Raw genomic sequence first — 22,990 nt, 5'->3', positions numbered from 1 at the left:
GCTGGCGCAGCCGCACCTTGGCGGCCTTGGGCCCGGCGCTGCGCAAATGCGCAGCGCCGGGCCCAACGGGAGGAGGCCTGTTCGCAGAACAGGCTGACGGCGGGCGGGAGCCCCCCCCTTCGGCGGGGCCGCAAGGGCCGCGGACCTTGTCGGCCTGCAAAAGCGTGGTTTTCACACTTCCATTATTTAACAAATATGTTAATAATGAACCCATGACCCCGCTTCTGAAATCATTTGCGGCCCTGTCGGACGAGACCCGCATGTCGATTGTCGACCAGCTGATCACCCAAGGCGAACTGCCGGCGGGCGATCTGGCACCGGGGGCGGCCATTTCGGGGCCGGCCATCTCGCGCCATCTGAAGGTGCTGCGCGAGGCCGGGCTGGTGACCCAGCGCGCCGATGGCGCAAGGCGGCTCTACTCCGCCCGGCCCGAGGGCCTCAGGATGATTGCCGAATGGACCCAATCCCGCAAAGGGTTCTGGGACGGCAGCCTGGACCGGCTGGAGGCGGCCCTGAGGGAGGACGGCGCATGAGCGGCCTGCAGTTGCAACGGATCTTCCCGGTCAGCCCGGAGGCACTGTTCGATTGGGTGACCACGCCGGACAAGCTGCTGAGATGGTGGGGACCGGAAGGCGTCAGCATTCCGGAGCACGATCTGGACCTCAGCCGCACCGGACCCTGGCATTCCATCATGCAGAACAGCGACGGGCAGCGGTTCCATGTTTCCGGCCAGGTAACCCATGTGGATGTGCCGAAATCCGTCGGCTTTACCTGGGCCTGGCACGATGAGGACGGCAGCCGCGGCGCCGAGAGCCATGTGACCTTTACTGTCGCCGCCGCCGGAGACGGTGCCATGCTGCTGATTGATCACCGCGATCTGGGCGATGACGGGATTGCCGCGCGCCATGACGAGGGCTGGACCTCGACCCTGCGCAAGCTGGAGGCTCAGCTCACCGCAGACGCCTGACGCACAATTCACGCAACCAAGGGAGAAGACCGATGCCAGAGTTCATTTTTGTCTACCACGGCGGCAAGACCCCGGAGAGCGAGGAGGAAGGCGCCAAGGTGATGGAAGCCTGGAAGAGCTGGATGGGCTCGATGGGGGACGCACTGAAGGTGCCGGGCGCGCCGGTGGGAATGTCCAAGACCGTCAGCGGCGGCGGCGTGGCGGACAATGGCGGCGCCAATCCGGTCTCGGGTTATTCGGTTGTGCAGGCGGCCGACCAGGACGCGGCCTGCGAGATGGCCAAGGGCTGCCCGATGGTGGCGGATGGCAGCGGCTCGGTCGAAGTCGCCGAAATCATCGAGATGGAGATGTAAGAAAATGCCCCGGTTCACGGCCGGGGCATTTGATTTCAGAACAGCGGCGCCGCTGCTTTCTTAGAACAGCAGCTCCGCTGCGGGGCGGATTGCGCCGCATTCCAGCCCGCGGCGGCTGTAGAGCGTCTTGTTCATGTACTTGCGGGTCTCCGGGTGATCTGCGTCCAGCACGCCGAGGCTGACCAGCAGCGCCGCAATCGCGCATTCGCTGGCACGGGTGGTGCCGTCGGCGATCTTCAGCGCAACACCCAGCTTCTGTTCCGGCAGGATGGCGATGAACACCGCCTCGGCACCGGTCTTGATCGCCACCTTGCCGCCCATCGCCCGCATCAGGTTGGTGCAGCAGCGGGTTTCGCCGGCCACCAGCTCGGGATGCGCGGTCATCGCGGCAACCAGCTGCTGCGCCGCCTCCGAGGCGCGGTCGGAGCGGTCAGCCGCACTGGCAAACCAGGCCATCGAGCGCGCCAGCCCGGTGACGGTGGTGGCGAAGTTCGGCGCCGAGCAGCCGTCAATACCGTAGCCTGGGCTGTCCTGGCCGGTGGTTTCCTCAAACGCGGCCAGGCAGGCCTGCTGCACCGGGTGGTCCACCTCGATGTATTCCGCGCCCGCGCCCAGGTATTGGGTCAAGGTCAGGAAGCCTGCGTGCTTGCCGGAGCAGTTGTTGTGCACCTGGCAGGGGCTGCTGTCAGTCTTGATCAGCTCATTGCGGGCCGGGATGTCATCCGGCAACTGCGGGCCGCAGCGGAAATCTTCGTCCTTCAGCCCCAGTTGGCCGAGCCAGGCATTGACCCGGTCCGTGTGGATGTGCGCACCGTTGTGCGAGGCGCAGGCCAGTGCCAGCTGCTCGGACGTGAGGCCATAGCGCGCGGCGGCGCCGGAGGTGATCAGCGGCAGCGCTTGGATCATTTTGGCAGAGCTGCGCGGATAGATCACCGCGTCGGGGTCGCCCCAGCTGCGCACCACCTGCCCGGACGCATCGCAAATGACGGCATGGCCCAGGTGCAGGCTTTCCAGCAGCGGGCCGCGCCAGACTTCGGCCATGGGCACAGGTTTCGGCATGAACTCTCCCCTTATGTTTAGTTGGCGAAATCCTGCCAAAACGCACTTTCGCCCGTGGTGCTTGTTACGTTAGTGTGGTTGTGTAGCGCAAGCGAGGGGATCGGGACCAGACAGCGGACGAAACGCTGCGGGCCCTTTGCTTGGTTTTTGAGGTAAGAGAACAGTCTTGGAGTCGGGACAAATGGCATTGAAACTCGCCCGCGTGGCTGCGGGCCTGTGTCTGGCAGCATTGGCAACCACCGCATCTGCGCAGGAAACGTCGAACAACCGGGTTGCGGCCAAGGTCGATTGGAGCGTCTTCGAGGGCAACGACCCGAATGAATGCTGGGGCGTGTCGGCTCCGAAGGAAACCGTGAACACCCGCGACGGCCGCGTGGTGGCGGTGCGCCGCAGCGAGATCCAGCTGTTTGTCACCTACCGCGAGGACGCCACCCCCAAGGGCGAGGTGAGCTTTACCGGCGGCTATCCGTTTGCGCCGGGCTCCACCGTCAATATGGCGATCGGCGACTCCGAGTTCGAACTGTTCACCGAGGGCGAATGGGCCTGGCCGGCCACCCCTGCGGATGACGCCAAGATCATCACCGCGATGAAGCGCGGCTCTGATGCGGTGCTGACCGCGCGGTCCGCCCGCGGCACCCAGACCCAGGACACTTTCTCGCTGCTCGGCTTTACCGCCGCGGTGGAAGACGCCGAGAAGCGCTGCAGTAAATAAGCGCTGAACGGAAGGATTTTCAGGAAACCCCGGCCCGCGCCGGGGTTTTCTTGTTTGAAGGCCGCGGGCCGCGTACCATGCGGCAGGAGGTGCTTGCCATGCTGCGTAGCGTCATTGGTGTTCTGATCATGCTGACACAACCCGTTTTCGCCGATCCCGCGCTGGAATGCGGCGATGCCGGCTCCCAGGTGGATATTGGCGAATGCGTTGCCGAGGACGAGGAGCGTGTGGAAGCCGCACTCGCTAAGGCGTTGAGCTTTGCTCTGGATGCGGCAGAAGAACTGGACGAAGTTACCGGCCGGAGCGCCGCAGCCCCCGCGCTTGAGGCCGGGCAGAAGGCGTGGGAAGCCTACCGGGCCGAGCATTGCGCCTTTGTGGGGGCGACATACGGCGGCGGCTCGGGGACGGGCATTGCGATCCGTTCCTGCTGGACACAGCTGGGCCGTGCCCGGATTGATGAGCTGATGCGGTATGCCGGGTAACCGCTATGCAAGCAATTTGGCAGGATTCCTTTTGATCTCCGTTCGAAATCCTATATAGAGCCGCATCCGCCCATCAGCATCGAGTCCGAAAGCCATGACCGCCAGCGCGCCGATCACCCAAGACGTATTGACCCTGCCCCGCAAGGACCCCGAAGGCGGCAAGATCAATCTTGTCGGATTGACCCGCGACCGGATGCGCGAGGTGCTGATTGAGCACGGCACGCCTGAGAAACAGGCGAAAATGCGGGTTGGCCAGATCTGGCAGTGGATCTACCAGTGGGGCAAGCGCGACTTTGCCGAGATGACCAACCTGGCCAAAGCCTACCGCGCGCAGCTTGCGGAGACGTTTGAAATCCGCGTTCCCGAAGTGGTGAGCAAGCAGGTGTCGACCGACGGCACCCGCAAGTACCTGGTGCGGATTGCAGGCGGCCATGAGGTCGAAGTGGTCTATATCCCCGAGGACGACCGCGGCACCCTGTGCATCTCCTCGCAAGTGGGCTGCACCCTGACCTGCTCCTTCTGCCACACCGGCACCCAGAAGCTGGTGCGCAACCTGACCCCGGCCGAGATCGTCGGCCAGGTGATGATGGCGCGCGACGATCTGGAGGAATGGCCGGTGCCGGGCGCGCCGAAGGAAGAGACCCGGCTGCTCTCCAACATCGTGCTGATGGGCATGGGCGAGCCGCTTTACAACTTCGACAACGTCCGCGATGCGATGAAGATCGCGATGGACCCGGAGGGGATCTCCCTCAGCCGCCGCCGGATCACGCTGTCGACCTCCGGCGTGGTGCCGGAGATTGCCCGCACCGCGCAGGAAATCGGCTGCCTGCTGGCGATTTCCTTCCACGCCACCACCAACGAGACCCGCGACGTGCTGGTGCCGATCAATAAGCGCTGGAACATCGACGAGCTGCTGCAGGCGCTGGCGGATTACCCCAAGGCGTCGAATTCAGAGCGGATCACCTTTGAATACGTGATGCTGGACGGCGTGAACGACACCGATGAGGACGCGCACCGCCTGATCGATCACATCAAGCGTTACAATATCCCGGCCAAGATCAACCTGATCCCATTCAACGAATGGCCCGGCAGCCCGTACAAGCGGTCCTCCAACAACCGGATCCGGGCGTTTGCCAATATCATCTATCAGGCGGGGTATGCCTCACCGATCCGCAAGACCCGCGGCGATGATATCATGGCGGCCTGCGGACAGCTGAAGTCTGCGACCGAACGCGCCCGCAAGAGCCGCAAGCAGATCGAGGCCGAAGCCGGGATGAAGTGATCCCGGCTCCGGCCCGTGTGCGGCAGGGTCCCCGGCTGCCTTAGGTGAAGAGAAAGTCGTCCTGAGTGAGCGTGCCGTTGAATCCAGCAAGCTCAATCTCGTATTGTCCGTAGTAGCTGATGAACGTGCTGCCGCCGCTTTGGCTGATCAACAGGTCGCTGAAGCCGTCCACAGAGGTGCCTGAGAACTCGATCTTGTCGCCGCCGCGCCCGAAATCCGTTATCACTTCCTGTTCGTAGTAATCAGCCGAGACAAACACAAAGGTGTCCGCGTGGCGGCCGCCGGTCAGCTGGTCCGATCCGTCGCCGCCGATCAGGCGGTCCCGGCCGTTGCCGCCGACCAGCGTGTCATCGCCGGCTCCGCCGGAGAGGGTATCCCAGCCGCCGCCGCCGACCAGCTTGTCCGCTTCATCCGTGCTGCCGGAATACTCATCATCGTCCAGGCCGCCGATCAGCATGTCCGCGCCTTTGCCGCCGACCAGCCGGTCTTCGCCGTAGCCCCCGATGAGGGTATCCTGACCGCCGCCGCCTATCAGCCTGTCGGCGGCCTCACGGCCGATCAGTGTGTCGCGGCCACCGCGTCCGAAAACTTTGCTCTCCTGGCCGACTGCCAGAACCGTTTCAGCTTCGGCGCTGGTGTCGATCACCACCATGCCGCTGGATTTGACCCGCACGCTCCACTCTGCCGTACCCGCGCTGCTGCCGTAGATGTGCTGCAGGGCCTGCACGTCGAAGGTTCCCAGCTCAGTCACGTTGTAGCCGGCATAGGTATAGGTCATCACGGTGTTTGCCTGGGTATCCAGGTGATCAGCCAAGGTGGTGTCCCCGTCATGCGGGTGTTTCAGGCCCAGCGCATGGCCGATCTCATGCAGAACCGTCTCATAGCCGAAGGACCCGGGCATTATGTTGCCGCCCTCAATCGCCAGGCGGCCCTCGTTGGTCGAATAGCTGCTGGCCCAGGGGTAATCCGCCCATCCGGCAGCCGAACCGCCATCATAGCCAAAAACATTGATCATCGCCGGGCCGCCGGTTTCGACAAAGATCACACCCGAAGCTTCCTCGAACTCGTCCAGGGCCCTGCGGAAGTACTCCCTCTGCTGGCTGTCGAAGGCCCAATAGCGGTAGGCTCCGTAAGGATCGCTGCTGACGGGGTCCAGTTCGCTGGAGCTGGTGAAACTGTAGGTCACCACCGTTCTGGTTCCCAGATCAGACAGGCTGTTCCACCGGAAACTGTCGCTGGACATATATGCCAATAGCGCTGTGTAGTCTGTGACTTCGGACATCAAGCTTCTCCACTGCTCAACCGCCGGTAAGTTTTTGTTTGTAAATGTGGCCAAGTTTGGCCCGCTTCCGGGCGAAACCCGCTCACTTCCGCGGTCGTTGTCTCAGTTTGCATGAACACGGATGGAAATCAGCGAAAATAATCCATCTTGCTTAAGCCCGGGCTTGCGGGACCGAACCAGCCGCACGCCTGACTGACTCTGCGGCGGGTGGTATGTTGCAGGAAAGCACCAGTCATCCGCCGCCCCATTTTCACCCCAGACCGGCACAAATTCCGCCATCTGCCGAGGACAGTTTCCAATGCGTGAACAAATGTTTTGAAAGGTAATCGGCTTATGCAACCGTCAGACAAACAGGCCCAGCCCGTCGACCCCAGCGTTCTGGAACTGATCCGCAGCGAGCGGCAGAAGGCGCTCAGCCCGCGGGAATGGAAATTCCGCCTGCGCGGCTATGGCTATGGGGTGAAGACCGTGGCAGGCACCCCGGTCCTTACCCGGCTGACCACGGGCGACGAAATCGGCACGCTGCCGCCGGAACTGGCCTGAGCCCGGCAGCAGCTAAAGCCCGCCCTGGCGCTTAGCGCTCGCGCCCCGGAAGGGTTTCGCGCGGCGGCGCCGGTTCCCAGTTGTCGATGATCCGCACCGCTTCCTGCGCGGTGTCGACCACGCGGAACAGGTCCAGGTCCTGTTCCGAAATGGTGCCTGCATCGGCCAGCGCATCCCAATTGATGATCTTGTCCCAGAAGTCCTTGCCGAACAGCAGGAACGGCACGCGCTCCATCCGACCGGTTTGGATAAGGGTCAGGCTCTCGAACAGCTCATCCAAGGTGCCAAAGCCGCCCGGGAACACGCTGATTGCCCGCGCCCGCATCAGGAAGTGCATTTTACGGATCGCAAAATAGTGGAAATTGAAGCTGAGGTCCGGCGTCACATAGCCGTTGGGCGCCTGCTCATGCGGCAGCACGATCGACAGGCCGATGGAATGGCCGCCCGCATCCGCTGCGCCGCGGTTGCCCGCTTCCATCACACCGGGGCCGCCGCCGGTCACCACGACATTCTGGCGTCCGCCGCTCTCCTTTGATTTTGCCGTCATAAGCCGGGCGAACTCACGCGCCTCGTCATAGAAATGCGACAGATCGGCCAGCGTCTGCGTGCGCGCCTTATCCTTGTGCTCCGGATCCGGAATGCGGGCACCGCCGAACATCACGATGGTGCTTTCAATGCCGCGCTCGTTCAGCATCAGCTCCGGTTTCAGAAGCTCCAGCTGCAACCGCACCGGGCGCAGCTCCTCCCGGTACATGAAATCCTGGTCGGCGAACGCCAGACGGTAGGCAGGCGACCGTGTCTGCGGCGTGGCGGGCACATGCTCAGCCCGGTTCCGGTCGGTATGGGCGTCGCTGAAACGGCTGTGGCGGTCTTCGGTCATGGGCAATCCAGGTCAAAATAAACAGGACTTCCTTTGTAGCCGCCCTTGACCGTTAGCGCCAATCAAGAATGCAGGAACTGGCGCGGCCGGCTTGCGCCCCGGCGCCGCGCGGATAAGCTGCGCGCTGAGTGAGCGGGGAGCAGAACACATGAACTGGCAGCAGGAAATCATGGCAGCGGCAGAGCGTATCCGCCCCCATGTGCAGCAGACACCAGTGCTGCAAACCCGGGGGTTCGGGCTGGACGTCCCGGTGGAGCTGAAACTGGAGCATATGCAACACACCGGCAGCTTCAAGGCCCGCGGCGCCTTCAACACGCTGCTGAGCCAGGAGGTTCCGGCAGCCGGTCTGGTGGCGGCTTCCGGCGGCAATCACGGCGCCGCGGCGGCCTATGCGGCGCATCAGCTGGGCCACAAGGCGCGGATCTATGTGCCGGAGATGGCGGGCCCCGCCAAGATTTCCCTGATCGAGCGCACCGGCGCCGATCTGCAGGTGGTGCCCGGCGCCTATGCCAACGCGCTGGAACAGGCGCAGGCCTATGAGCAGGAAACCGGCGCCATGCAGGTCCACGCCTATGACGCGCCTGCCACCGTTGCGGGCCAGGGCACCTGCTTTGCCGAATGGCAGGCCCAGGGGCTGGCAGCCGATACCCTGCTGATCGCCGTGGGCGGCGGCGGGCTGATCGGCGGCGCGATGGCCTGGTTCCAAGGCGCCAGGAAGATTGTCGCGGTGGAGCCGGAAACCTCCTGTGCGCTGAACGCGGCGCTGGCGGCAAGACAGCCTGTCGATGTTGACGTCTCCGGCGTTGCGGCCAACGCGTTGGGCGCCAAGCGCATCGGCAGCATCTGTTTTGAGCTGGCCGCGGCACAGGGCATCGACTCTCTGACTGTGCCGGACAGCGCCATCACCGCAGCCCAGACTGCGCTCTGGCGCGAACGGCGGATTCTGGTGGAACCCGCTGGCGCAACGGCGCTGGCGGCGCTGATCTCCGGCGCCTACCGTCCCGCCCCGGGTGAACGCGTGGCGGTTCTGGTCTGCGGCGGCAACATCGCTCCGGACCCGCTGGGATAATACTTGCGGGCAGCCAGCCGCCCGGCTATCGCCAGTACATGTCCGCAACCATTGCCGATACCATCTACCAGGCGTTGAGCGAGCGCATCATCACCGGCAGCCTGCCTGCCGGGGAAAAGCTGCGCCAGGACCACATCGCCCGCGAGTTCGAGGCCAGCCACGTGCCGGTGCGCGAGGCGCTGTTGCGGCTGGAGGCGCATGGGCTGGCACAATCCGAACCCCGCCGCGGCACCAGGGTCAGCGCGCTGGACCCCTCCGAGATCCGCGAGGTGATCGAAATGCGGGTCGCGCTGGAGGTGCTGGCCCTCACCCATGCCTTCGCCCGCCTGACGCCGGAGGATACCGAAGCGGCCGAGGCCGCCCGGCTGGCCTGCGACGCGGCAGAGGACATGGCCAGCTGGGAACGCCTCAACCGCGCGTTCCACCGGGTGATTCTGGCGCCCTGCGCGATGCCGCGGCTGCTGGCCTCGATCGACGATCTGCATATTGCCGCTGCCCGCCATCTGTTTGCCAACTGGCAGCACCAGTGGACCCGCCGGGTCGACGCTGACCACGCTGCCATCGTTCAGGCGATGGCGCGCCGCGACCCTGCGGCCGCCTGCGAAATCCTGCGCCGCCACCTGCGCCGGGTGCGCTAAGCCGCCGGAACCCCGCAAAACGCCGCCCGGGGCGGCCATTTGGACGCAATCCGGGCATGACCTGCACCTCGATAGCCGCTATGAAGCTGCGACTCAAACCGATGCCGGAGGAACCCCCATGTCCAACGCCCAGCTGGAAGCAGCGATCGAAGCCGCCTGGGAGGCGCGCGACACCATCACCCCCGCCACCACCGGCGAACAGCGTGACGCCATCGAAGACACCCTGAACGCGCTCGATTCAGGCAAGCTGCGGGTGGCTGAAAAGCTGGAGAACGGCGACTGGCATGTGAACCAGTGGGCCAAGAAGGCGGTGCTGCTGGGCTTCCGCATCAAGGACATGGAAATCCACGAAGGCGGCCCGCAGGCCGGCGGCTGGTGGGACAAGGTCGACAGCAAGTTTGCCGGCTGGGGCGAGGCAGACTGGAAATCCGCAGGCTTCCGCGCGGTGCCCAACTGCGTGGTCCGGAAATCCGCCTATATTGCCCCCGGCGCGGTGCTGATGCCCTCCTTCGTGAACCTCGGCGCCTATGTCGATGAGGGCACCATGGTCGATACCTGGGCCACCGTCGGCTCCTGCGCGCAGATCGGCAAGAACGTCCACCTGTCGGGCGGCGTCGGCATCGGCGGCGTGCTAGAGCCGATGCAGGCCGGCCCGACCATCATCGAGGACAACTGCTTTATCGGCGCCCGTTCGGAAGTGGTCGAAGGCTGTATCGTGCGCGAAGGCTCGGTTCTGGGCATGGGCGTCTTCATCGGCAAGTCGACCAAGATCGTCGACCGCGAAACCGGCGAAGTGATGTACGGCGAAGTGCCGCCTTACTCGGTGGTTGTCGCAGGCTCGATGCCGTCGAAGAACAACATCAGCCTTTACTGCGCGGTGATCGTGAAGCGCGTTGATGAGAAGACCCGCTCCAAGACCGGCATCAACGAGCTGCTGCGCGACTGATCCGCGCTGCACTGCTGAACGACAGGAACGCGCCCCGCCCGGGCGCGTTTTTCTTTGCCTCCGGCGGTTGGGGCTTTGCCCCAAACCCCAGGATATTTCCAGCCAGGTGAAGACTGGATCCTCTATTCTTCTGGCCCGGAAATATCCCGGGGTGAGGCCTTCAGGCCGAGGGGCAGCGCCCCTCCTGTGCAAAACCCTTGCCGCGCAATAAGCCTGCCGCTAATAGTATTACATCTACACATAAGAGGGTCAGATGCAGACCATATTTGCCCAGCGCGCCCGCCTGCCCCAAGGATGGGCAGAGAACCTCCGGCTGACGGTTGAGAACGGACGGATCTGCTCCACGGAAACCGCCGCCGAGCCGCAGGCGGGCGATGCCAGAGTGGACGTGCTGCTGCCTTCCCTGGGCAATCTGCATTCGCACAGCTTTCAGCGTGCCATGGCTGGCATGACCGAATACCGCGCGGCGGGCAAGGACAGCTTCTGGACCTGGCGCGAGCTGATGTACCGATTCATGGACCGCATCACACCGGAGCAGTACGAGGCCATCGCCGCGCTGGTCTTTATGGAGATGCTGGAGGCGGGCTATGCCTCCGTCGGGGAGTTCCACTACGTTCACCACCAGCCCGGCGGTGCGCCTTTTGAGTCACTGACCGAGCTCAGCGAGCGGGTGTTTGCCGCCGCCAGCGAGACCGGCATCGGCCTCACCCACCTGCCGGTGCTCTACACCTACGGCGGCGCTGCAAAACAGGCTCTGAACGGGGGCCAGAAGCGGTTCGGAAACTCGGTCGCGGAGTTCTCCAATCTCGTCACCCGCGCCCGCGGACTGGCCGCACGCGACCTGCCGGAGGATGCCAGCGTCGGCATCGCGCCGCACTCGCTGCGGGCCACCTGCCCCGAGGATCTGGCGGAGGTGCTGCGGATCCAGGACGGGCTTCCGGTGCATATCCACATCGCCGAACAGCCCAAGGAAGTGGCGGATATTTGCGATTGGCTGGGCGCGCGGCCGGTTGAATGGCTGCTGGCGAACGCGCCGGTGGACGGCAAATGGTGCCTGATCCACGCGACCCACATGACAAGTGCCGAAACCATCGGCATGGCACGCTCCGGCGCCGTTGCAGGCCTGTGCCCGATCACCGAGGCCAACCTGGGCGATGGCCCCTTCAACGGGGTGGAATACCTGGCGCAGGACGGCGCTTTCGGGGTCGGGTCAGATTCGAACGTGCGGATTTCGCTGCCGGAAGAATTGCGAACACTGGAATATTCCCAGCGCCTGCGGGATCTGGCGCGCAACGTGCTGGTGCCGGGCGAGGGCTCGGTCGGCGAAACCCTGTATCTGGGCGCGGCCAAAGGCGGGGCGCAGGCCCTGGGCCGCGATGCCGGGCGGATCGAGCAAGGCGCGCTGGCGGATCTGGTGGCGATTGACAGCAGCGCGCCCGCGCTCTGCGCGCTGAAGCCAGAGCAGCTGCTGGACGGCCTCTGCTTTGCCGCGGGCGATGACACTGTAACCGATGTTTGGAGCGCCGGGCGCCATGTGGTGCAGCAGGGCCGCCATATCGCCCGGGACAGCGTGGTCGCAGGCTACAAGACAGCGGTGAAAGAGCTTTTGAACAGTCTCTAAACAGGCAAAATCCGCACTTGGATCACAGTGCCGCCGCCGGTGATGACCGCGCCGGCGGCGCTCTGCGTCACTATCCCCTCTCCGGGGCCAAGGCGGTCTATGCCTGCAACGTCCAGGATGCCGGAGACAACGAACAGCATCTGCGGGCCCTCAGTATCCGGAACTATGCCGTCCGCCAGAACCTTCGGTTCTGCTGTTACCTGTGCCGGATCATAAATCACGTTGAAGGCCTTGCACGGCCCGGCGCGCAGGCGGCACTCCAAATCCACGCCGCCATCGAAGCATAAAGGCTGCAATGGCCGCGCCTCCAGCCGTGTGCCTTCGTTTGACAGGCTGTGGCCGGCCCCTTCGGTCACGCAATGGATACGGGCGAGGCCGGGAAAGGCGGAAAACGGGCCGTTTCGGGTGATGTCCGCCAGGCTCACCCGCCAGACCATATGGCCGTCCTGTTCATGCACGGCCAGCTCGCGCGTCACGCCGCCGCCGTTTTTCCACGGCACTGCCTGGGCGGTGAGAGCGGAAATGCGCATCGCAGCATCCTCAAGGTCAACCATCAAGCCTCGACATAGAGCCTGATTGCGCAAGACCGCAAGGTTTCCGTTTCCTGCCGGTCCAGCCCGCGCTGGCCGCGCAATTTGATTGACCATCCCCCTGCCCCGGCGCTATGGCGGCGGCATGGAAAAGAAGAAACCCTCCCGCCAGCAAGTCTATACCCTGCTTGTCCAGATCGGCCGCAAGGACGGGGACGGCCTGCCCGACGGCGCCACCGGTGCCGCGCTGATGATCTATGCCTCCGGCGTGGACGAGGCCGAGGCGGTGCGCGAGACCGTGGCGATCCTCAAGCAGGCCGATACCGCGCCGCTGGATGTGACCGGCTATGGCACGCTGGAAGAACGCGAAGCCGAAGGCCATGAGATCGGCGAAGAGGAGCGCGGCCTGATGCAGCGGGCGCTGGAGGAAAACGCAGTAATCGTTGCGCAGATGACCCCGTTCTTCGACGGCGAGGAGCCGGTATTCCATTAAGGCCCGGCCTCAGTTCTGGCTGCCGAACCATTTGCGGTAGAGGGCGTCATAGCTGCCGTCCTCCTGCATCGCCAGCAGCGCCTGGTTGACCTCCTCCACCAGCGGTGAGCCGGCCGGAAACACCAGCCCGTAGTTTTCCCGCAGGAAGGGCTGGCCAACGGTGTGGCCAAAACGGTGGCCGCCTTGCTGCACGTAGTAATTCAGCACCGGCGCGTCAAAGACCACCGCCGTCACCTCGCCGCGCTCGAACCCTGCCAGCATATCCTCCAGCCCGGCATAGGCGGAATAATCGATTTCGCGCCGGTTCAGGAACCCGGCTGCGGTGGAGCCTTCGATCGTACCCACCGACTTGCCATAAAGATCGTTCACCGAGTTCACCGAGCCGCTGATCGCCTCCACCGTCATCACCGCGGTGATCTTGGCGACGAAGACCGAGACGATGAACAGAGAAGACACCACCAAGACCACGCCGAATACGCGGCCCACGGGCGTGCGCGGCACACGTTCCTCAAACCCGCCGTTCACCACCAGGTTCAACGCCCACCAGAAGGAGGGGAACCAGGCCTCTTGCAAGGGCCGGTCGAAATAAGGCTGGGCGCGGCGCTCAAAGGCCCACATCACCATGCCGCCGCCGAACAGCAGCAGAAAGGCGATGCCGATGGCCGCAGCCAGGTCCCACGACAGCAGCGCCCGCAGCAGCGACGGCTGGCGGACGTCATCCGCCTGCACCATGATCTGCAGGCCGCTTTCGAAAATCGGCTGGCTGAAGTCCATCAGCACCTCGCGCCGGGCGGTGATCGAGATGTTGGCGGCTGCCAGATCCGCCTCGCCGCTGCTGACACCGCCCAGCATGTCCGCAAAACTGTCCGTGCGGTTGATGCGGTACTCCCAGTCCAGCCGTTCTGCCAATAGATTGAGGAGTTCCAGCGAAAACCCGGTGTCCGCCCCGTCGTCCAGCATCGAGAATGGCGGCCGGGTGACGGTGTTGACCGTCAGCACCTGCGCAGACAGCAGTTGCCCCCACAACAGGAAACAGGTGGCGGTGATCAGGCGGAGGTACAGCACTGGAACGCTCGGATGGGCCTCTGGAACGGTTTCAAAGTCCTTAGGCGGTTCGCCTTTTTCACGCAAGCGCCTTGCCGCGAACGGGTAAACGCCTGTGGCACAGGCGCAGACAGACAGCCGCGCTTCCTGTTTCTGTTGGGCTCAGCCGGGCACGTGCCTGGATGATCCCCCAGCACGGCTGCGGCTTCTGCTCCGCTTGCACTGGCGTGAATTGCGCCGTGTGCCGATCCGCGCTAGGCCTGTGGCCAACGGAACATCAGGAGCCTTTCCATGCCGCAAACCGACCCCGCCCGTCTGACCGCCGATCTGATCCGCTGCCCTTCGGTCACGCCGGAAGAAGGCGGCGCGCTGGTGCTTCTGGAAAAGCTGCTGAGCACGGCAGGCTTTGACTGCACACGCACCGACCGCGGCGAAGTTTCCAACCTGTTTGCCCGCTGGGGCGCCAAGGGGCACGCCAAAACCTTCGGCTTCAACGGCCATACCGATGTGGTGCCTTTGGGGGATGAGGCCGCCTGGACCATGCCGCCCTTTGGCGCGGAAGAGAAAGACGGCTTCATGTACGGGCGCGGTGCCACCGACATGAAATCGGGCGTTGCCGCCTTTGCCGCCGCCGCCGTGGATTTCGTCAAGGAGACACCGCCGGACGGCGCCATCATCCTGACCATCACCGGCGACGAGGAAGGCGATGCGGAGGACGGCACCACCGCGCTGCTGGATTATATGGACCGCGAGGGCGAGAAGATGTCGGTCTGCCTGGTGGGCGAACCCACCTGCCCCGATGAGATGGGCGAGATGATCAAGATCGGCCGCCGCGGATCGCTTACGGCCTGGTTCACGGTGACCGGCGTGCAGGGTCATTCCGCCTATCCCCACCGCGCCAACAACCCGCTGAACGCAATGGCGCGGCTGATGGACCGCCTGGCGAGCCATGAGCTGGACCAGGGCACCGAGCATTTCGACGCGTCCACCCTGGCGGTTGTCACCATCGACACCGGCAACACCGCCACCAACGTGATCCCGGCGCAGAGCCGCGCCACCGTGAATATCCGCTTCAACGACGCCCACACCGGCGCCAGCCTGACGGAATGGCTGCAGGATGAGGCGGACAAGGTGGCGGCGGAGTTCGGGCTGGAGATCGCTGTGCAGGTGAAAATCTCCGGCGAGAGCTTTATCACACCGCCAGGCCCGCTGTCGGATCTGGTCGCCGAAGCCGTTGAAGCGGAGACAGGCCGCAAGCCGGAGCTGTCGACCACCGGCGGCACCTCGGACGCGCGGTTTGTAAAGGACCATTGCCCGGTGGTGGAGTTCGGGCTGGTGGGCAAGACGATGCACCAGGTGGATGAGCGGGTCGAGGTCGCGCAGATTCATCAGCTGAAGGCCATCTATACCCGCATTCTGCAGGACTATTTTGCCAAGGCGTGACTTCACGTGAACCGCACCCTGATCATCATGGTCAAGGAGCCGCGTCCGGGGCGGGTGAAGACCCGCTTGGGCCGGGATATCGGCGTGATCCCGGCCACCTGGTGGTTCCGGCATCAATCCGACCGGCTGATCCGGCGTCTGCGGGACCCGCGCTGGCAGATCGTGCTGGCGGTGGCCCCGGACCGGGCGGTGAACTCGCGGGTCTGGCCCGCTGACATGCCGCGCTTGCCGCAAGGCAGCGGCGATCTTGGGCAGCGGATGAAGCGGATGCTGACCATGCCCGGCCAATTGGCAGGGCAGCGCCCGTCCCGCCCCTCCACGGGGCGGGCGCTTTACGCCTTCCCCGCGCGGGACGGGCGCAGTTCCGGCAAAAGAGTCGGTCCCGTCTGCCTGATCGGTGCCGATATCCCCGGCATCACCCGAGCCCATATTGCCCGCGCCTTTGCTGCGCTTGGCGATCATGACGCGGTCTTTGGCCCCGCGGATGATGGCGGTTACTGGCTGGTGGGCGCCAAACATCCCTCCCGCCTGCCCCATGGCCTGTTCGGCAATGTCCGCTGGTCCACGGAAAATGCGCTGGCCGATACCCTGCGGACCCTGCCCGGCTGGCGCATTGCGCTGACCGATACCCTGCAGGACGTCGACACTGCGGCTGACCTGCCGCGGTGCTGACTGCGCGCTTTTCTCCATGACGCCGCCCCGCCGCCGTGCTACGCGGGAAACATGAGCCGTATTCCCTCCAAGGCCGAAATCCTCGACTGGATCTCCGCCAACCCGACCCATACCTCCAAACGCGACATTGCCAAGGCCTTTGGCATCAAGGGCGCCGACCGCATCGACCTCAAGCGCATCCTGAAGGAACTGGAGGCCGAGGGCCATTTGCAAAAGCGCAAGAAAACCTACCGCGACCCGGACCAGCTGCCGCCGGTGACGGTGCTGCAGGTGAAGGCGCCGAACGAGGATGGCGACCTCTATGGCCGCCCGCTGGAATGGCACGGCGAGGGCGTGGAGCCGATCATCCTGATCCTGCCCAAAGCCTCGGACCCGGCTCTGGGCGAAGGCGACAAGATCCTGGCCAAGCTGCAAGCAGTGCCCGATCAGGACCACAACTATGAGGCGCGGCTGATCCGCCGGATCGGCACCAGCGCGAAACGGGTGCTGGGCATCTTCCGCGCAGGGTCTGAGGGCGGGCGGATCGTGCCGATCGACAAAGCAGCTTCGACGGAATGGACCGTGGCGCCGGATGCTGCGAAGGACGCCCGGGACGGGGAACTGGTCGAGGCCGAACAGGCCGGCCCCAAGGGCCGCTTGGGCCTGCCGCGGGCGCGCATCGTGGAACGGCTGGGCGACCCTGCGGCGCCCAAGGCGGTGTCCCTGATCGCCATTCACCAGCACGGCATTCCCGACCGCTTCCCCGACAAGGTGGTGGCCGAAGCCGATGCGGCCAAACCAATGGGCCTGAAAGGGCGCGAGGACCTGCGCGATCTGCCGCTGGTCACCATCGACCCGGCCGATGCGCGCGACCATGACGACGCCTGCTTTGCCCATGCTGATGACGATCCCAAGAACCCTGGCGGCCATGTGATCTGGGTGGCGATTGCCGACGTGGCGGCCTATGTGCGCCCAGGCTCGGCGCTGGACCGCGAGGCGCGCAAGCGCGGCAACTCCAGCTATTTCCCCGACCGGGTGGTGCCGATGCTGCCGGACCGGCTGTCGGGCGATCTGTGCAGCCTGCACGAAGGCGTGCCGCGCGCCTGTCTAGCGGTGCGGATGCAGGTCGACGCCGAGGGCCACAAGATCGGGCACAAGTTCGTGCGCGGGCTGATGCGCTCCGTGGCCTCGCTGAATTATGCCGAGGTGCAGGACGCGCAGGACGGCAGCCCCAACGAGAAGACCGCGCCGCTGCTGGAAGATGTGATCAAGCCGCTGTTTGCTGCATATAAGGCTCTAACAAAGGCAAGAGCCGCACGCGAACCGCTGGATCTGGATCTGCCCGAGCGCAAGATCGTACTGGATGACGACGGCCATGTGACCTCGGTCGCCTTCCGCGACCGGTTGGACGCGCACAAGCTGATCGAGGAGTTTATGATCCTCGCCAATGTCTCCGCGGCGGAAACGCTGATCCAAAAACGCTCGCCGCTGCTGTTCCGCGTGCATGAGGAACCGGCCCCGGAGAAGCTGGAGGCGCTGCGCGAAACCGCGCGTGCGGCCGGACTCAACCTCGCCAAGGGGCAGGTGCTGCAGACCCGGCATCTGAATGCGCTGCTCAATCACGCGGCGGGGACGGATGATGCGGAGCTGATCAACATCTCCACTCTGCGGTCGATGCAGCAGGCTTATTACAATCCTGAGAACTTCGGCCACTTCGGCCTGGCGCTGCGCAACTACGCGCATTTCACCTCGCCGATCCGGCGCTATGCCGACCTGATCGTGCACCGCTCGCTGATCTCGGCGCATGGCTGGGGCAATGACGGGCTGAGCACCGAAGAGATCGAGCGGCTGGAAGAAACCGCCAACCATATCTCCGATACCGAGCGGCGGTCGATGATTGCGGAGCGCGACACCACCGACCGGTATCTGGCCTCCTACCTCAGCGAGCGGGTCGGCAATGAATTTGAGGGCCGGATCAGCGGCATCGCCCGCTTTGGCGCCTTTGTGAAGCTGGACGAGACCGGCGCCGACGGGCTGGTACCGGTGCGCTCGATCGGACGGGAGTTCTTTCATTTCGACCCGCAGGCCGGCACGCTGACCGGGTCTGACACCGGTTTGACCCTCGCCATCGGCCAGCGGGTCACGGTGCGGCTGACCCAGGCGGCGCCGGTGACCGGCGGGCTGGAGCTGGAGCTGCTGGCGCTGGAGAATGCGCCGATGCCATCCGGAGGCGGTCAGCGCGGCCGCCGCAGCCCGGCAGGCCGGACCGTCAAGCGCAAGGCGGCAATGTCCAAGCACAAGGCCGCCAAGGTGAAACGCAAGGTGGAACGCAAGCGGCCGAAATGAGCGGCTGTCCCCGAGGGGACAGTGCGCAGTTTTGTCAGGCCGGGATCTCCAGCGGCGGCCGGATACGGTAGGTCAGCGCCCGCTTGATCAGCCAGCCGTGACGGACCGGCTCTACCTCCCGCGGGTTGTTGAACAGAACCGCGCGGGTGCCCTCGAACCGGTCCCAAGCGGGGAAGGCCGCGGCGAATTCCGGGATCAGCCGGCTTTGGCAATGCACAAACAGGGCAAAGCGCGCGCCCTTGGGTATGCCCAACCGGATAGTGGAACCAGTCCTGCTCTCGGGCGTGAGGTAAGACGGCTGGCCCCAGCGCAGGGCCTCCTCGATCCGTCCGGCCTCCGGCGTTTGCGCGGCGGTGTCAAAGATCAGCCGCCGCAGCGCCAGCAGGCCTGCGCGGGCCTGCACGTCGGGCACATCGAATGCAGCTTCAATATCGGGGCTGGCAAAAGGCGGGATCATGGCAGCGGGACCGTCTCAAATACCCGGTTAACATAAGGCTTGAGCACCGCATCGTCGAGAATGCGGGCCACCAGGGCTGTCCGGACCGGAGTCGTCCCCATTGCCTGCAGCATGGAGGCGACGCTGAAATCGGCGCTGGAAATCTGTGAGCCGAACAGGAAGTCCTGGCCTTTCAACAGGGCTGCGATGGCCCTCAGGTCCTGGTCCGCGCGCTGGTTCCGCTCATCCTCGCTGAACCTTGCAGTGCCTTGAAACGTCAGCCCCTTGTGAACGGAGTGGCGGATGGCACCGGTGACGGGCCGGCGGATCAGCGCCGGGATTTCCTGAAAGTACTTGTCGCGGATCACGGGCCAGACCGCGTCATTGTCCCAGCGGTCGCGCACCACGTGGAAGTAGAGCGTATCTTCTGCCATCCGGATCAGCATCTGCCCCTGCGCCCGGTCCCGTGCGCCGAGGGCGGCGTCAAAGTCGGTGCCCTGCTGCTCCAGCCAGGCGCGGATGGCGCTGCTGTCCGGCACCAGTCCGCCGGAGGTGCGCAGCACCGGCAGCTTGCGGTGCGGCATTCCACTGGGGTTGTTCAGGTCTTTGCGCGTCCAGCTTTGGCCGGAAAAGGCCAGCAACAGAGCCGCTTTGACGCAAAACGGGCTGAGGCTGAAGACGGCGCCGTTGCGGGGATAGGTCAGTAGGGTCAGCATGGGGGGTTCCTGTCGTTTCGGGCTGGGGCAGACTAGATTCGCATGGTGACAAAAACTGTCATCAGGCGTAGAGAGAATAGACTATGTCCCGCACGCACCGTCTCTTTCAGCTGATGCAAGCCCTGCGCCTGGGGCCCGGCCCGCATACCGCGGCGGAGCTGGGTCGCGACCTGGGTGTTTCGGCCCGCAGCATCCACCGCGATATTGCCACGCTGCGCGAGATGGGAGCGGTGATTGATGGCGAGGCGGGCTATGGCTTTACGCTGATCGAGGACAATGCCCTGCCGCCGATGGGATTCCGCGACACCGAGCTGGAGGCGCTGGTGCTGGGCCTGCGCGAGGTGGAGCTGATCGGCGATCCGGAACTGGCCACCGCGGCCTCGGAAGCCTTGCGCAAGCTGCAGGCGCGGCTGCCGCCGCGGCAGGCGCACCGGCTGCGCCATGCGGTGCTGGCACCCTACCGGTTCGAGCGCCCGGTGCCGCCGGCGATTTCGGCGCAGGACCTGCGGCAGGCGGCCTGGGACGAGGTGGAAGTGCGCTTTGGCTATACCGACGGCCATGGCGCGGTGACAGAGCGGCAGGTGAAACCCCTGAGCGTTGTCTACTTTGACCGCTCCACAGTGCTGATTGCCTGGTGCGGCCTGCGCGATGCGGTGCGGGTGTTCCGGCTCGACCGGATGCGGGGGCTGGAAGTGACGGACCAGAGCTTCCGCCCACACCGGGTGCCGATGCTGCGCGACGCGTTGGAGCAAATGCGCGAGGAGCGGCAGGCGGCGGCCCGCACATGCAAGGACTGACCTCTTTACCCAGGCTCCGCCGCCGTTAGACTGGCGGGGAGCAGTGTATAAAGAGGTGCATCATGCGCAGATGGGTTGCGGCGTCCCTGGTGGCAGGCGGGGCCATGGCGGCACAGGCCGCACCGGACGATTCCCTGAGGCCCGCCGAGAGGCCGGAGGCGGCCAGCCAGGACCAGCAAAATGACAGCTATCAGCTTGCGTCCGCCGCCACGGATTTGCGGCCCGCGGCGCGGCCTGCGGTCTTGAAACAGTCAGAACCGCAGCCAGCGGCGGCAGAGCTGAATTTCCAAGGCTGGATCCAGGGCTTTCGCGACCGCGCCCTGGCCCAGGGCATCAGCGCGCCGGTTCTGGACAGCGCCTTTGCCGGCGTCAGCTATGATCCGGAAGTGATCCGGCGCGACCGGAATCAGTCGGAATTCACCAAGACGATCTGGGAATACCTGGACAGTGCGGCCTCGGAGCTGCGGGTGAAAAACGGCAAGGCGGCGGTGCGGGAGAACCAGGCGCGGCTGGATCAGATCGAGGCCAAGTATGGCGTCGAGAAGGAAATCGTGGTGGCGGTCTGGGGGCTGGAGAGCAGCTATGGCACCTTCCGCGGTAAAATGGATGTGATCCGCTCGCTGGCGACCCTGGCCTTTGACGGGCGGCGCGGAGCGTTCTTCGAGGGCCAGCTGGTGGCGGCGCTGAAGATCCTGCAGGCAGGCGATGTTGCCGCCCGCAAGATGACCGGCAGCTGGGCTGGTGCCATGGGGCACACACAGTTCATCCCGACGTCTTATCTGGATTACGCGGTGGACTTCACCGGCGACGGCAAGCGCGACATCTGGTCGGACAACCCGGCGGATGCGCTGGCATCCACCGCGGCCTACCTCAAACAGTTCGGCTGGGTGAAAGGGCAGCCCTGGGGGGTGGAAGTGGCGCTGCCCAAGGGGTTTGACTACACCTTGGCCGACCGGGACATCGAAAAGATGCCGTCGGAATGGGCGGCCTTAGGCATCAAGGGGCTGGACGGGCGCGCGGTCACGGATCACGGGAAAGCCTCGATCCTGCTGCCGGCGGGCAGTGCGGGCGCGGCCTTCATGATCTTCCAGAATTTCGCCGTGCTGGAGCGGTACAACACGGCGGATGCCTATGTGATCGGGGTTGGGCATCTGGCCGACCGGATCAGGGGCGGCGCGACGGTCCAAGGAAGCTGGCCGCGCAGCGACCGGGCACTGACCCGCGCGGAGCGCGAGGAATTGCAGCAGCGGCTGACCTCTGCCGGCTTCGATACAGAGGGGGTCGATGGCAGGATCGGGCCCAAGACAATTGGCGCGGTGCGGGCGTATCAGGCGGCCAACGGGCTGACACCGGACGGATATGCCTCGCCCAGGCTGTTGCAGCGGCTGCGGTAAGGGGGCGGCGAGGGCCAGCCCCCTCTTGGACTGCCGGCCAATTCACCCCGGGGATATTTTCAGCCAGGTGAACAAAGGAAAGGCCCCGCCAGGCGGGGCCTTTTGTGTTTATCGGCCTGTGCTTGGCGGTCAGCTGGGCGACATCCCGCGCAGACGCTCGGACCGGCGGCGCAGCATCTCGACCGTGGTCAGGAGCCCGATGGAGATCACCACCAGGATCGTCGCCACCGCCAGGATCGTCGGCGAGATCTGCTCGCGCAGGCCGATGAACATCTGCCAAGGCAGCGTCTTTTGGCCGGCGGAGCCGACGAAGAGCACCACCACCACCTCGTCGAAGGATGTGATGAAGGCAAACAGGCCGCCGGAGATAACGCCCGGCAGGATCAGCGGCATCTGCACCCGGAAGAATGTGGTCACGGGCCCTGCCCCCATGTTGGCCGCCGCGCGGGTGAGCGAGCGGTCGAAGCCCACCAATGTCGCGGTGACGGTGATGATCACGAAGGGGATGCCCAGCGCCGCATGGGCCAGCACAACGCCAAAGTAGGTGCCCTGCAGGCCGATCCGGCTGTAGAAGAAATACATGCCCGCGGCCGAGATGATCAGCGGCACGATCATCGGCGAAATCAGGATCGCCATGATCGCACGGCGGAACGGCACGTGCGGCTGGCTGAGGCCGATGGCCGCCAGGGTCCCGAAGCCCACCGACAGCAGCGTCGCCATCGGTGCGATCTTCACCGAGTTCCACAGCGCCTGCTGCCAGTCGTCGTTGGTGAAGAAATCGCGGTAGTGCTTGAGCGAATAGCCCTCAGGATCGAAACGCAGCATTTCCGGGGTGAAGGTGAAGAAATCCTGGGCGTTGAAGCTGAGCGGCATCACCACCAGGATCGGCGTGATCAGGAAGACGAAGATCACCCCGCAGATCACCCGGAAGGTATAGTGCCACAGTACCTGCCCCGGGGTGAGATACGGCGCCAGATGGGCGCGGTAGCGTGAGGTTGCGATCCAGAACACAAACCAGCCGGCGAACCAGCCGAACAGTGCCCCGATCACCGCGGCGACGAGACCGCCAAGCACGAAGCCCGCCGCCGCAAAGACCGCAACCAGCAGCCAGCGCAGCGGGGTTTCCTTGTCCGTCAGCCCGGCAAAGACGAAGCCGATCACGCCCAGCAGCGCCGCGCCGACCAGCACTCCCAGCAGGCCGGAGCCCTGGGCCGTGCCGACGAAGAGGCCGAAGAACGCCCCCGCGGCGGCGGCAGTGGCTGCCGTGAAGCCGGGGGTTTGGTTTTCAACAGGTGTCAAAGCCATT

Annotated in this window: 25 protein-coding genes; 17 read left to right on the top strand and 8 right to left on the bottom strand. The window is 65.0% G+C overall.

Annotation, left to right across the window (positions count from 1 at the left end; genetic code table 11):
- Positions 1-212 precede the first annotated feature (212 nt).
- The 3 genes from B2P87_RS07145 to B2P87_RS07135 are packed head-to-tail and all read left to right on the top strand — an operon-like array spanning position 213 to position 1,320.
- Positions 213-533, top strand: a complete 321-nt coding sequence (locus tag B2P87_RS07145; RefSeq protein WP_141891571.1) for an ArsR/SmtB family transcription factor — start codon at positions 213-215, stop codon at positions 531-533.
- Positions 530-967 (top strand): SRPBCC family protein, encoded by a 438-nt coding sequence (locus tag B2P87_RS07140; protein ID WP_141891572.1) that lies wholly within the window; start codon positions 530-532, stop codon positions 965-967. The genes B2P87_RS07145 and B2P87_RS07140 overlap by 4 nt, the downstream gene beginning before the upstream one ends.
- 32 nt (positions 968-999) lie before the next feature.
- Positions 1,000-1,320, top strand: coding sequence for a YciI family protein (locus B2P87_RS07135; RefSeq protein ID WP_141891573.1), 321 nt, complete (start codon positions 1,000-1,002; stop codon positions 1,318-1,320).
- Between the two features lie 60 nt (positions 1,321-1,380).
- On the opposite strand, the gene B2P87_RS07130 is transcribed toward B2P87_RS07135, so the two are convergent.
- Positions 1,381-2,379: an asparaginase gene (locus B2P87_RS07130; protein ID WP_058287523.1), complete on the bottom strand. Its 999-nt coding sequence runs from the start codon at positions 2,377-2,379 to the stop codon at positions 1,381-1,383.
- Between the two features lie 181 nt (positions 2,380-2,560).
- On the opposite strand from B2P87_RS07130, the gene B2P87_RS07125 reads away from it, so the two are divergent.
- From B2P87_RS07125 to rlmN, 3 genes are all read left to right on the top strand, one after another.
- Positions 2,561-3,091 (top strand): invasion associated locus B family protein, encoded by a 531-nt coding sequence (locus tag B2P87_RS07125; RefSeq protein ID WP_058287522.1) that lies wholly within the window; start codon positions 2,561-2,563, stop codon positions 3,089-3,091.
- Positions 3,092-3,189: 98 nt separating this feature from the next.
- The gene (locus tag B2P87_RS07120; RefSeq protein ID WP_244940747.1) at positions 3,190-3,573 is read left to right on the top strand and encodes a lysozyme inhibitor LprI family protein; all 384 of its coding nucleotides are present in this window, start codon (positions 3,190-3,192) and stop codon (positions 3,571-3,573) included.
- 94 nt (positions 3,574-3,667) lie between these two features.
- Positions 3,668-4,855, top strand: coding sequence for a 23S rRNA (adenine(2503)-C(2))-methyltransferase RlmN (rlmN, locus tag B2P87_RS07115; protein WP_058287521.1), 1,188 nt, complete (start codon positions 3,668-3,670; stop codon positions 4,853-4,855).
- Positions 4,856-4,895: 40 nt separating this feature from the next.
- On the opposite strand, the gene B2P87_RS07110 is transcribed toward rlmN, so the two are convergent.
- A complete protein-coding gene (locus B2P87_RS07110) occupies positions 4,896-6,137 on the bottom strand; it encodes a type I secretion protein (RefSeq protein ID WP_141891575.1) in 1,242 nt (413 codons plus the stop codon).
- 333 nt (positions 6,138-6,470) lie between these two features.
- Here B2P87_RS07110 and B2P87_RS07105 point away from each other — a divergent pair, with 333 nt between their 5' ends.
- Positions 6,471-6,680 (top strand): hypothetical protein, encoded by a 210-nt coding sequence (locus B2P87_RS07105; RefSeq protein WP_058287519.1) that lies wholly within the window; start codon positions 6,471-6,473, stop codon positions 6,678-6,680.
- Between the two features lie 31 nt (positions 6,681-6,711).
- Here B2P87_RS07105 and B2P87_RS07100 read toward each other — a convergent pair whose 3' ends face one another.
- Positions 6,712-7,560 carry a TIGR00730 family Rossman fold protein gene (locus B2P87_RS07100; RefSeq protein ID WP_141891576.1) on the bottom strand — a complete coding sequence of 283 codons (849 nt, stop codon included), beginning with the start codon at positions 7,558-7,560 and terminating at the stop codon, positions 6,712-6,714.
- 148 nt (positions 7,561-7,708) lie between these two features.
- Here B2P87_RS07100 and B2P87_RS07095 point away from each other — a divergent pair, with 148 nt between their 5' ends.
- The 4 genes from B2P87_RS07095 to B2P87_RS07080 all read left to right on the top strand — a co-directional run bounded on the left by B2P87_RS07095 (position 7,709) and on the right by B2P87_RS07080 (position 11,834).
- Positions 7,709-8,629: a threonine/serine dehydratase gene (locus B2P87_RS07095; protein WP_141891577.1), complete on the top strand. Its 921-nt coding sequence runs from the start codon at positions 7,709-7,711 to the stop codon at positions 8,627-8,629.
- 38 nt (positions 8,630-8,667) lie between these two features.
- Entirely contained in the window at positions 8,668-9,267 is a 600-nt protein-coding gene (locus tag B2P87_RS07090; protein ID WP_141891578.1) for a GntR family transcriptional regulator, read from the top strand.
- A gap of 118 nt (positions 9,268-9,385) precedes the next feature.
- Positions 9,386-10,213 (top strand): 2,3,4,5-tetrahydropyridine-2,6-dicarboxylate N-succinyltransferase, encoded by an 828-nt coding sequence (gene dapD / locus B2P87_RS07085; RefSeq protein WP_141891579.1) that lies wholly within the window; start codon positions 9,386-9,388, stop codon positions 10,211-10,213.
- Positions 10,214-10,466: 253 nt separating this feature from the next.
- Positions 10,467-11,834 (top strand): formimidoylglutamate deiminase, encoded by a 1,368-nt coding sequence (locus B2P87_RS07080; protein WP_141891580.1) that lies wholly within the window; start codon positions 10,467-10,469, stop codon positions 11,832-11,834.
- Here the strand turns inward: B2P87_RS07080 and B2P87_RS07075 are convergent.
- Positions 11,831-12,364, bottom strand: coding sequence for a HutD family protein (locus tag B2P87_RS07075; protein WP_141892124.1), 534 nt, complete (start codon positions 12,362-12,364; stop codon positions 11,831-11,833). The two genes, B2P87_RS07080 and B2P87_RS07075, sit on opposite strands and share 4 nt — an antisense overlap.
- Positions 12,365-12,509: 145 nt before the next feature.
- Here B2P87_RS07075 and B2P87_RS07070 point away from each other — a divergent pair, with 145 nt between their 5' ends.
- Positions 12,510-12,857, top strand: coding sequence for a hypothetical protein (locus B2P87_RS07070; protein WP_027245100.1), 348 nt, complete (start codon positions 12,510-12,512; stop codon positions 12,855-12,857).
- Positions 12,858-12,866: 9 nt separating this feature from the next.
- On the opposite strand, the gene B2P87_RS07065 is transcribed toward B2P87_RS07070, so the two are convergent.
- Positions 12,867-13,922: a transporter substrate-binding domain-containing protein gene (locus tag B2P87_RS07065; protein ID WP_141891581.1), complete on the bottom strand. Its 1,056-nt coding sequence runs from the start codon at positions 13,920-13,922 to the stop codon at positions 12,867-12,869.
- Positions 13,923-14,192: 270 nt separating this feature from the next.
- On the opposite strand from B2P87_RS07065, the gene dapE reads away from it, so the two are divergent.
- The 3 genes from dapE to rnr are packed head-to-tail and all read left to right on the top strand — an operon-like array spanning position 14,193 to position 18,341.
- The gene (gene dapE / locus B2P87_RS07060; protein ID WP_141891582.1) at positions 14,193-15,344 is read left to right on the top strand and encodes a succinyl-diaminopimelate desuccinylase; all 1,152 of its coding nucleotides are present in this window, start codon (positions 14,193-14,195) and stop codon (positions 15,342-15,344) included.
- A gap of 6 nt (positions 15,345-15,350) precedes the next feature.
- Entirely contained in the window at positions 15,351-16,016 is a 666-nt protein-coding gene (locus tag B2P87_RS07055; protein ID WP_141891583.1) for a TIGR04282 family arsenosugar biosynthesis glycosyltransferase, read from the top strand.
- A gap of 51 nt (positions 16,017-16,067) precedes the next feature.
- Positions 16,068-18,341 carry a ribonuclease R gene (gene rnr / locus B2P87_RS07050; RefSeq protein WP_141891584.1) on the top strand — a complete coding sequence of 758 codons (2,274 nt, stop codon included), beginning with the start codon at positions 16,068-16,070 and terminating at the stop codon, positions 18,339-18,341.
- A 34-nt stretch (positions 18,342-18,375) separates the two neighbouring features.
- On the opposite strand, the gene B2P87_RS07045 is transcribed toward rnr, so the two are convergent.
- Together B2P87_RS07045 and B2P87_RS07040 are read right to left on the bottom strand one after the other, a co-directional pair.
- Positions 18,376-18,798, bottom strand: a complete 423-nt coding sequence (locus tag B2P87_RS07045; RefSeq protein ID WP_141891585.1) for a DUF1801 domain-containing protein — start codon at positions 18,796-18,798, stop codon at positions 18,376-18,378.
- Entirely contained in the window at positions 18,795-19,493 is a 699-nt protein-coding gene (locus B2P87_RS07040) for a glutathione S-transferase family protein (protein ID WP_141891586.1), read from the bottom strand. The genes B2P87_RS07045 and B2P87_RS07040 overlap by 4 nt, the downstream gene beginning before the upstream one ends.
- A gap of 83 nt (positions 19,494-19,576) precedes the next feature.
- Between B2P87_RS07040 and B2P87_RS07035 the strand changes: the two genes are divergently transcribed.
- Together B2P87_RS07035 and B2P87_RS07030 are read left to right on the top strand one after the other, a co-directional pair.
- Entirely contained in the window at positions 19,577-20,290 is a 714-nt protein-coding gene (locus B2P87_RS07035; RefSeq protein WP_141891587.1) for a helix-turn-helix transcriptional regulator, read from the top strand.
- Positions 20,291-20,352: 62 nt separating this feature from the next.
- Positions 20,353-21,684 carry a lytic murein transglycosylase gene (locus B2P87_RS07030; RefSeq protein ID WP_141891588.1) on the top strand — a complete coding sequence of 444 codons (1,332 nt, stop codon included), beginning with the start codon at positions 20,353-20,355 and terminating at the stop codon, positions 21,682-21,684.
- A 129-nt stretch (positions 21,685-21,813) separates the two neighbouring features.
- Here the strand turns inward: B2P87_RS07030 and B2P87_RS07025 are convergent, their stop codons facing one another.
- On the bottom strand, positions 21,814-22,989 hold the full coding sequence (locus B2P87_RS07025) for an ABC transporter permease (RefSeq protein ID WP_141891589.1): 1,176 nt from the start codon (positions 22,987-22,989) through the stop codon (positions 21,814-21,816).
- Position 22,990: the final 1 nt, after the last annotated feature.

Source organism: Leisingera sp. UBA4491, assembly GCF_002388965.1.
Taxonomy (GTDB): domain Bacteria; phylum Pseudomonadota; class Alphaproteobacteria; order Rhodobacterales; family Rhodobacteraceae; genus Leisingera; species Leisingera aquaemixtae.
The sequence above is the reverse complement of the archived record's forward strand: the minus strand, read 5'-3'. Positions and strand labels throughout refer to the sequence as shown.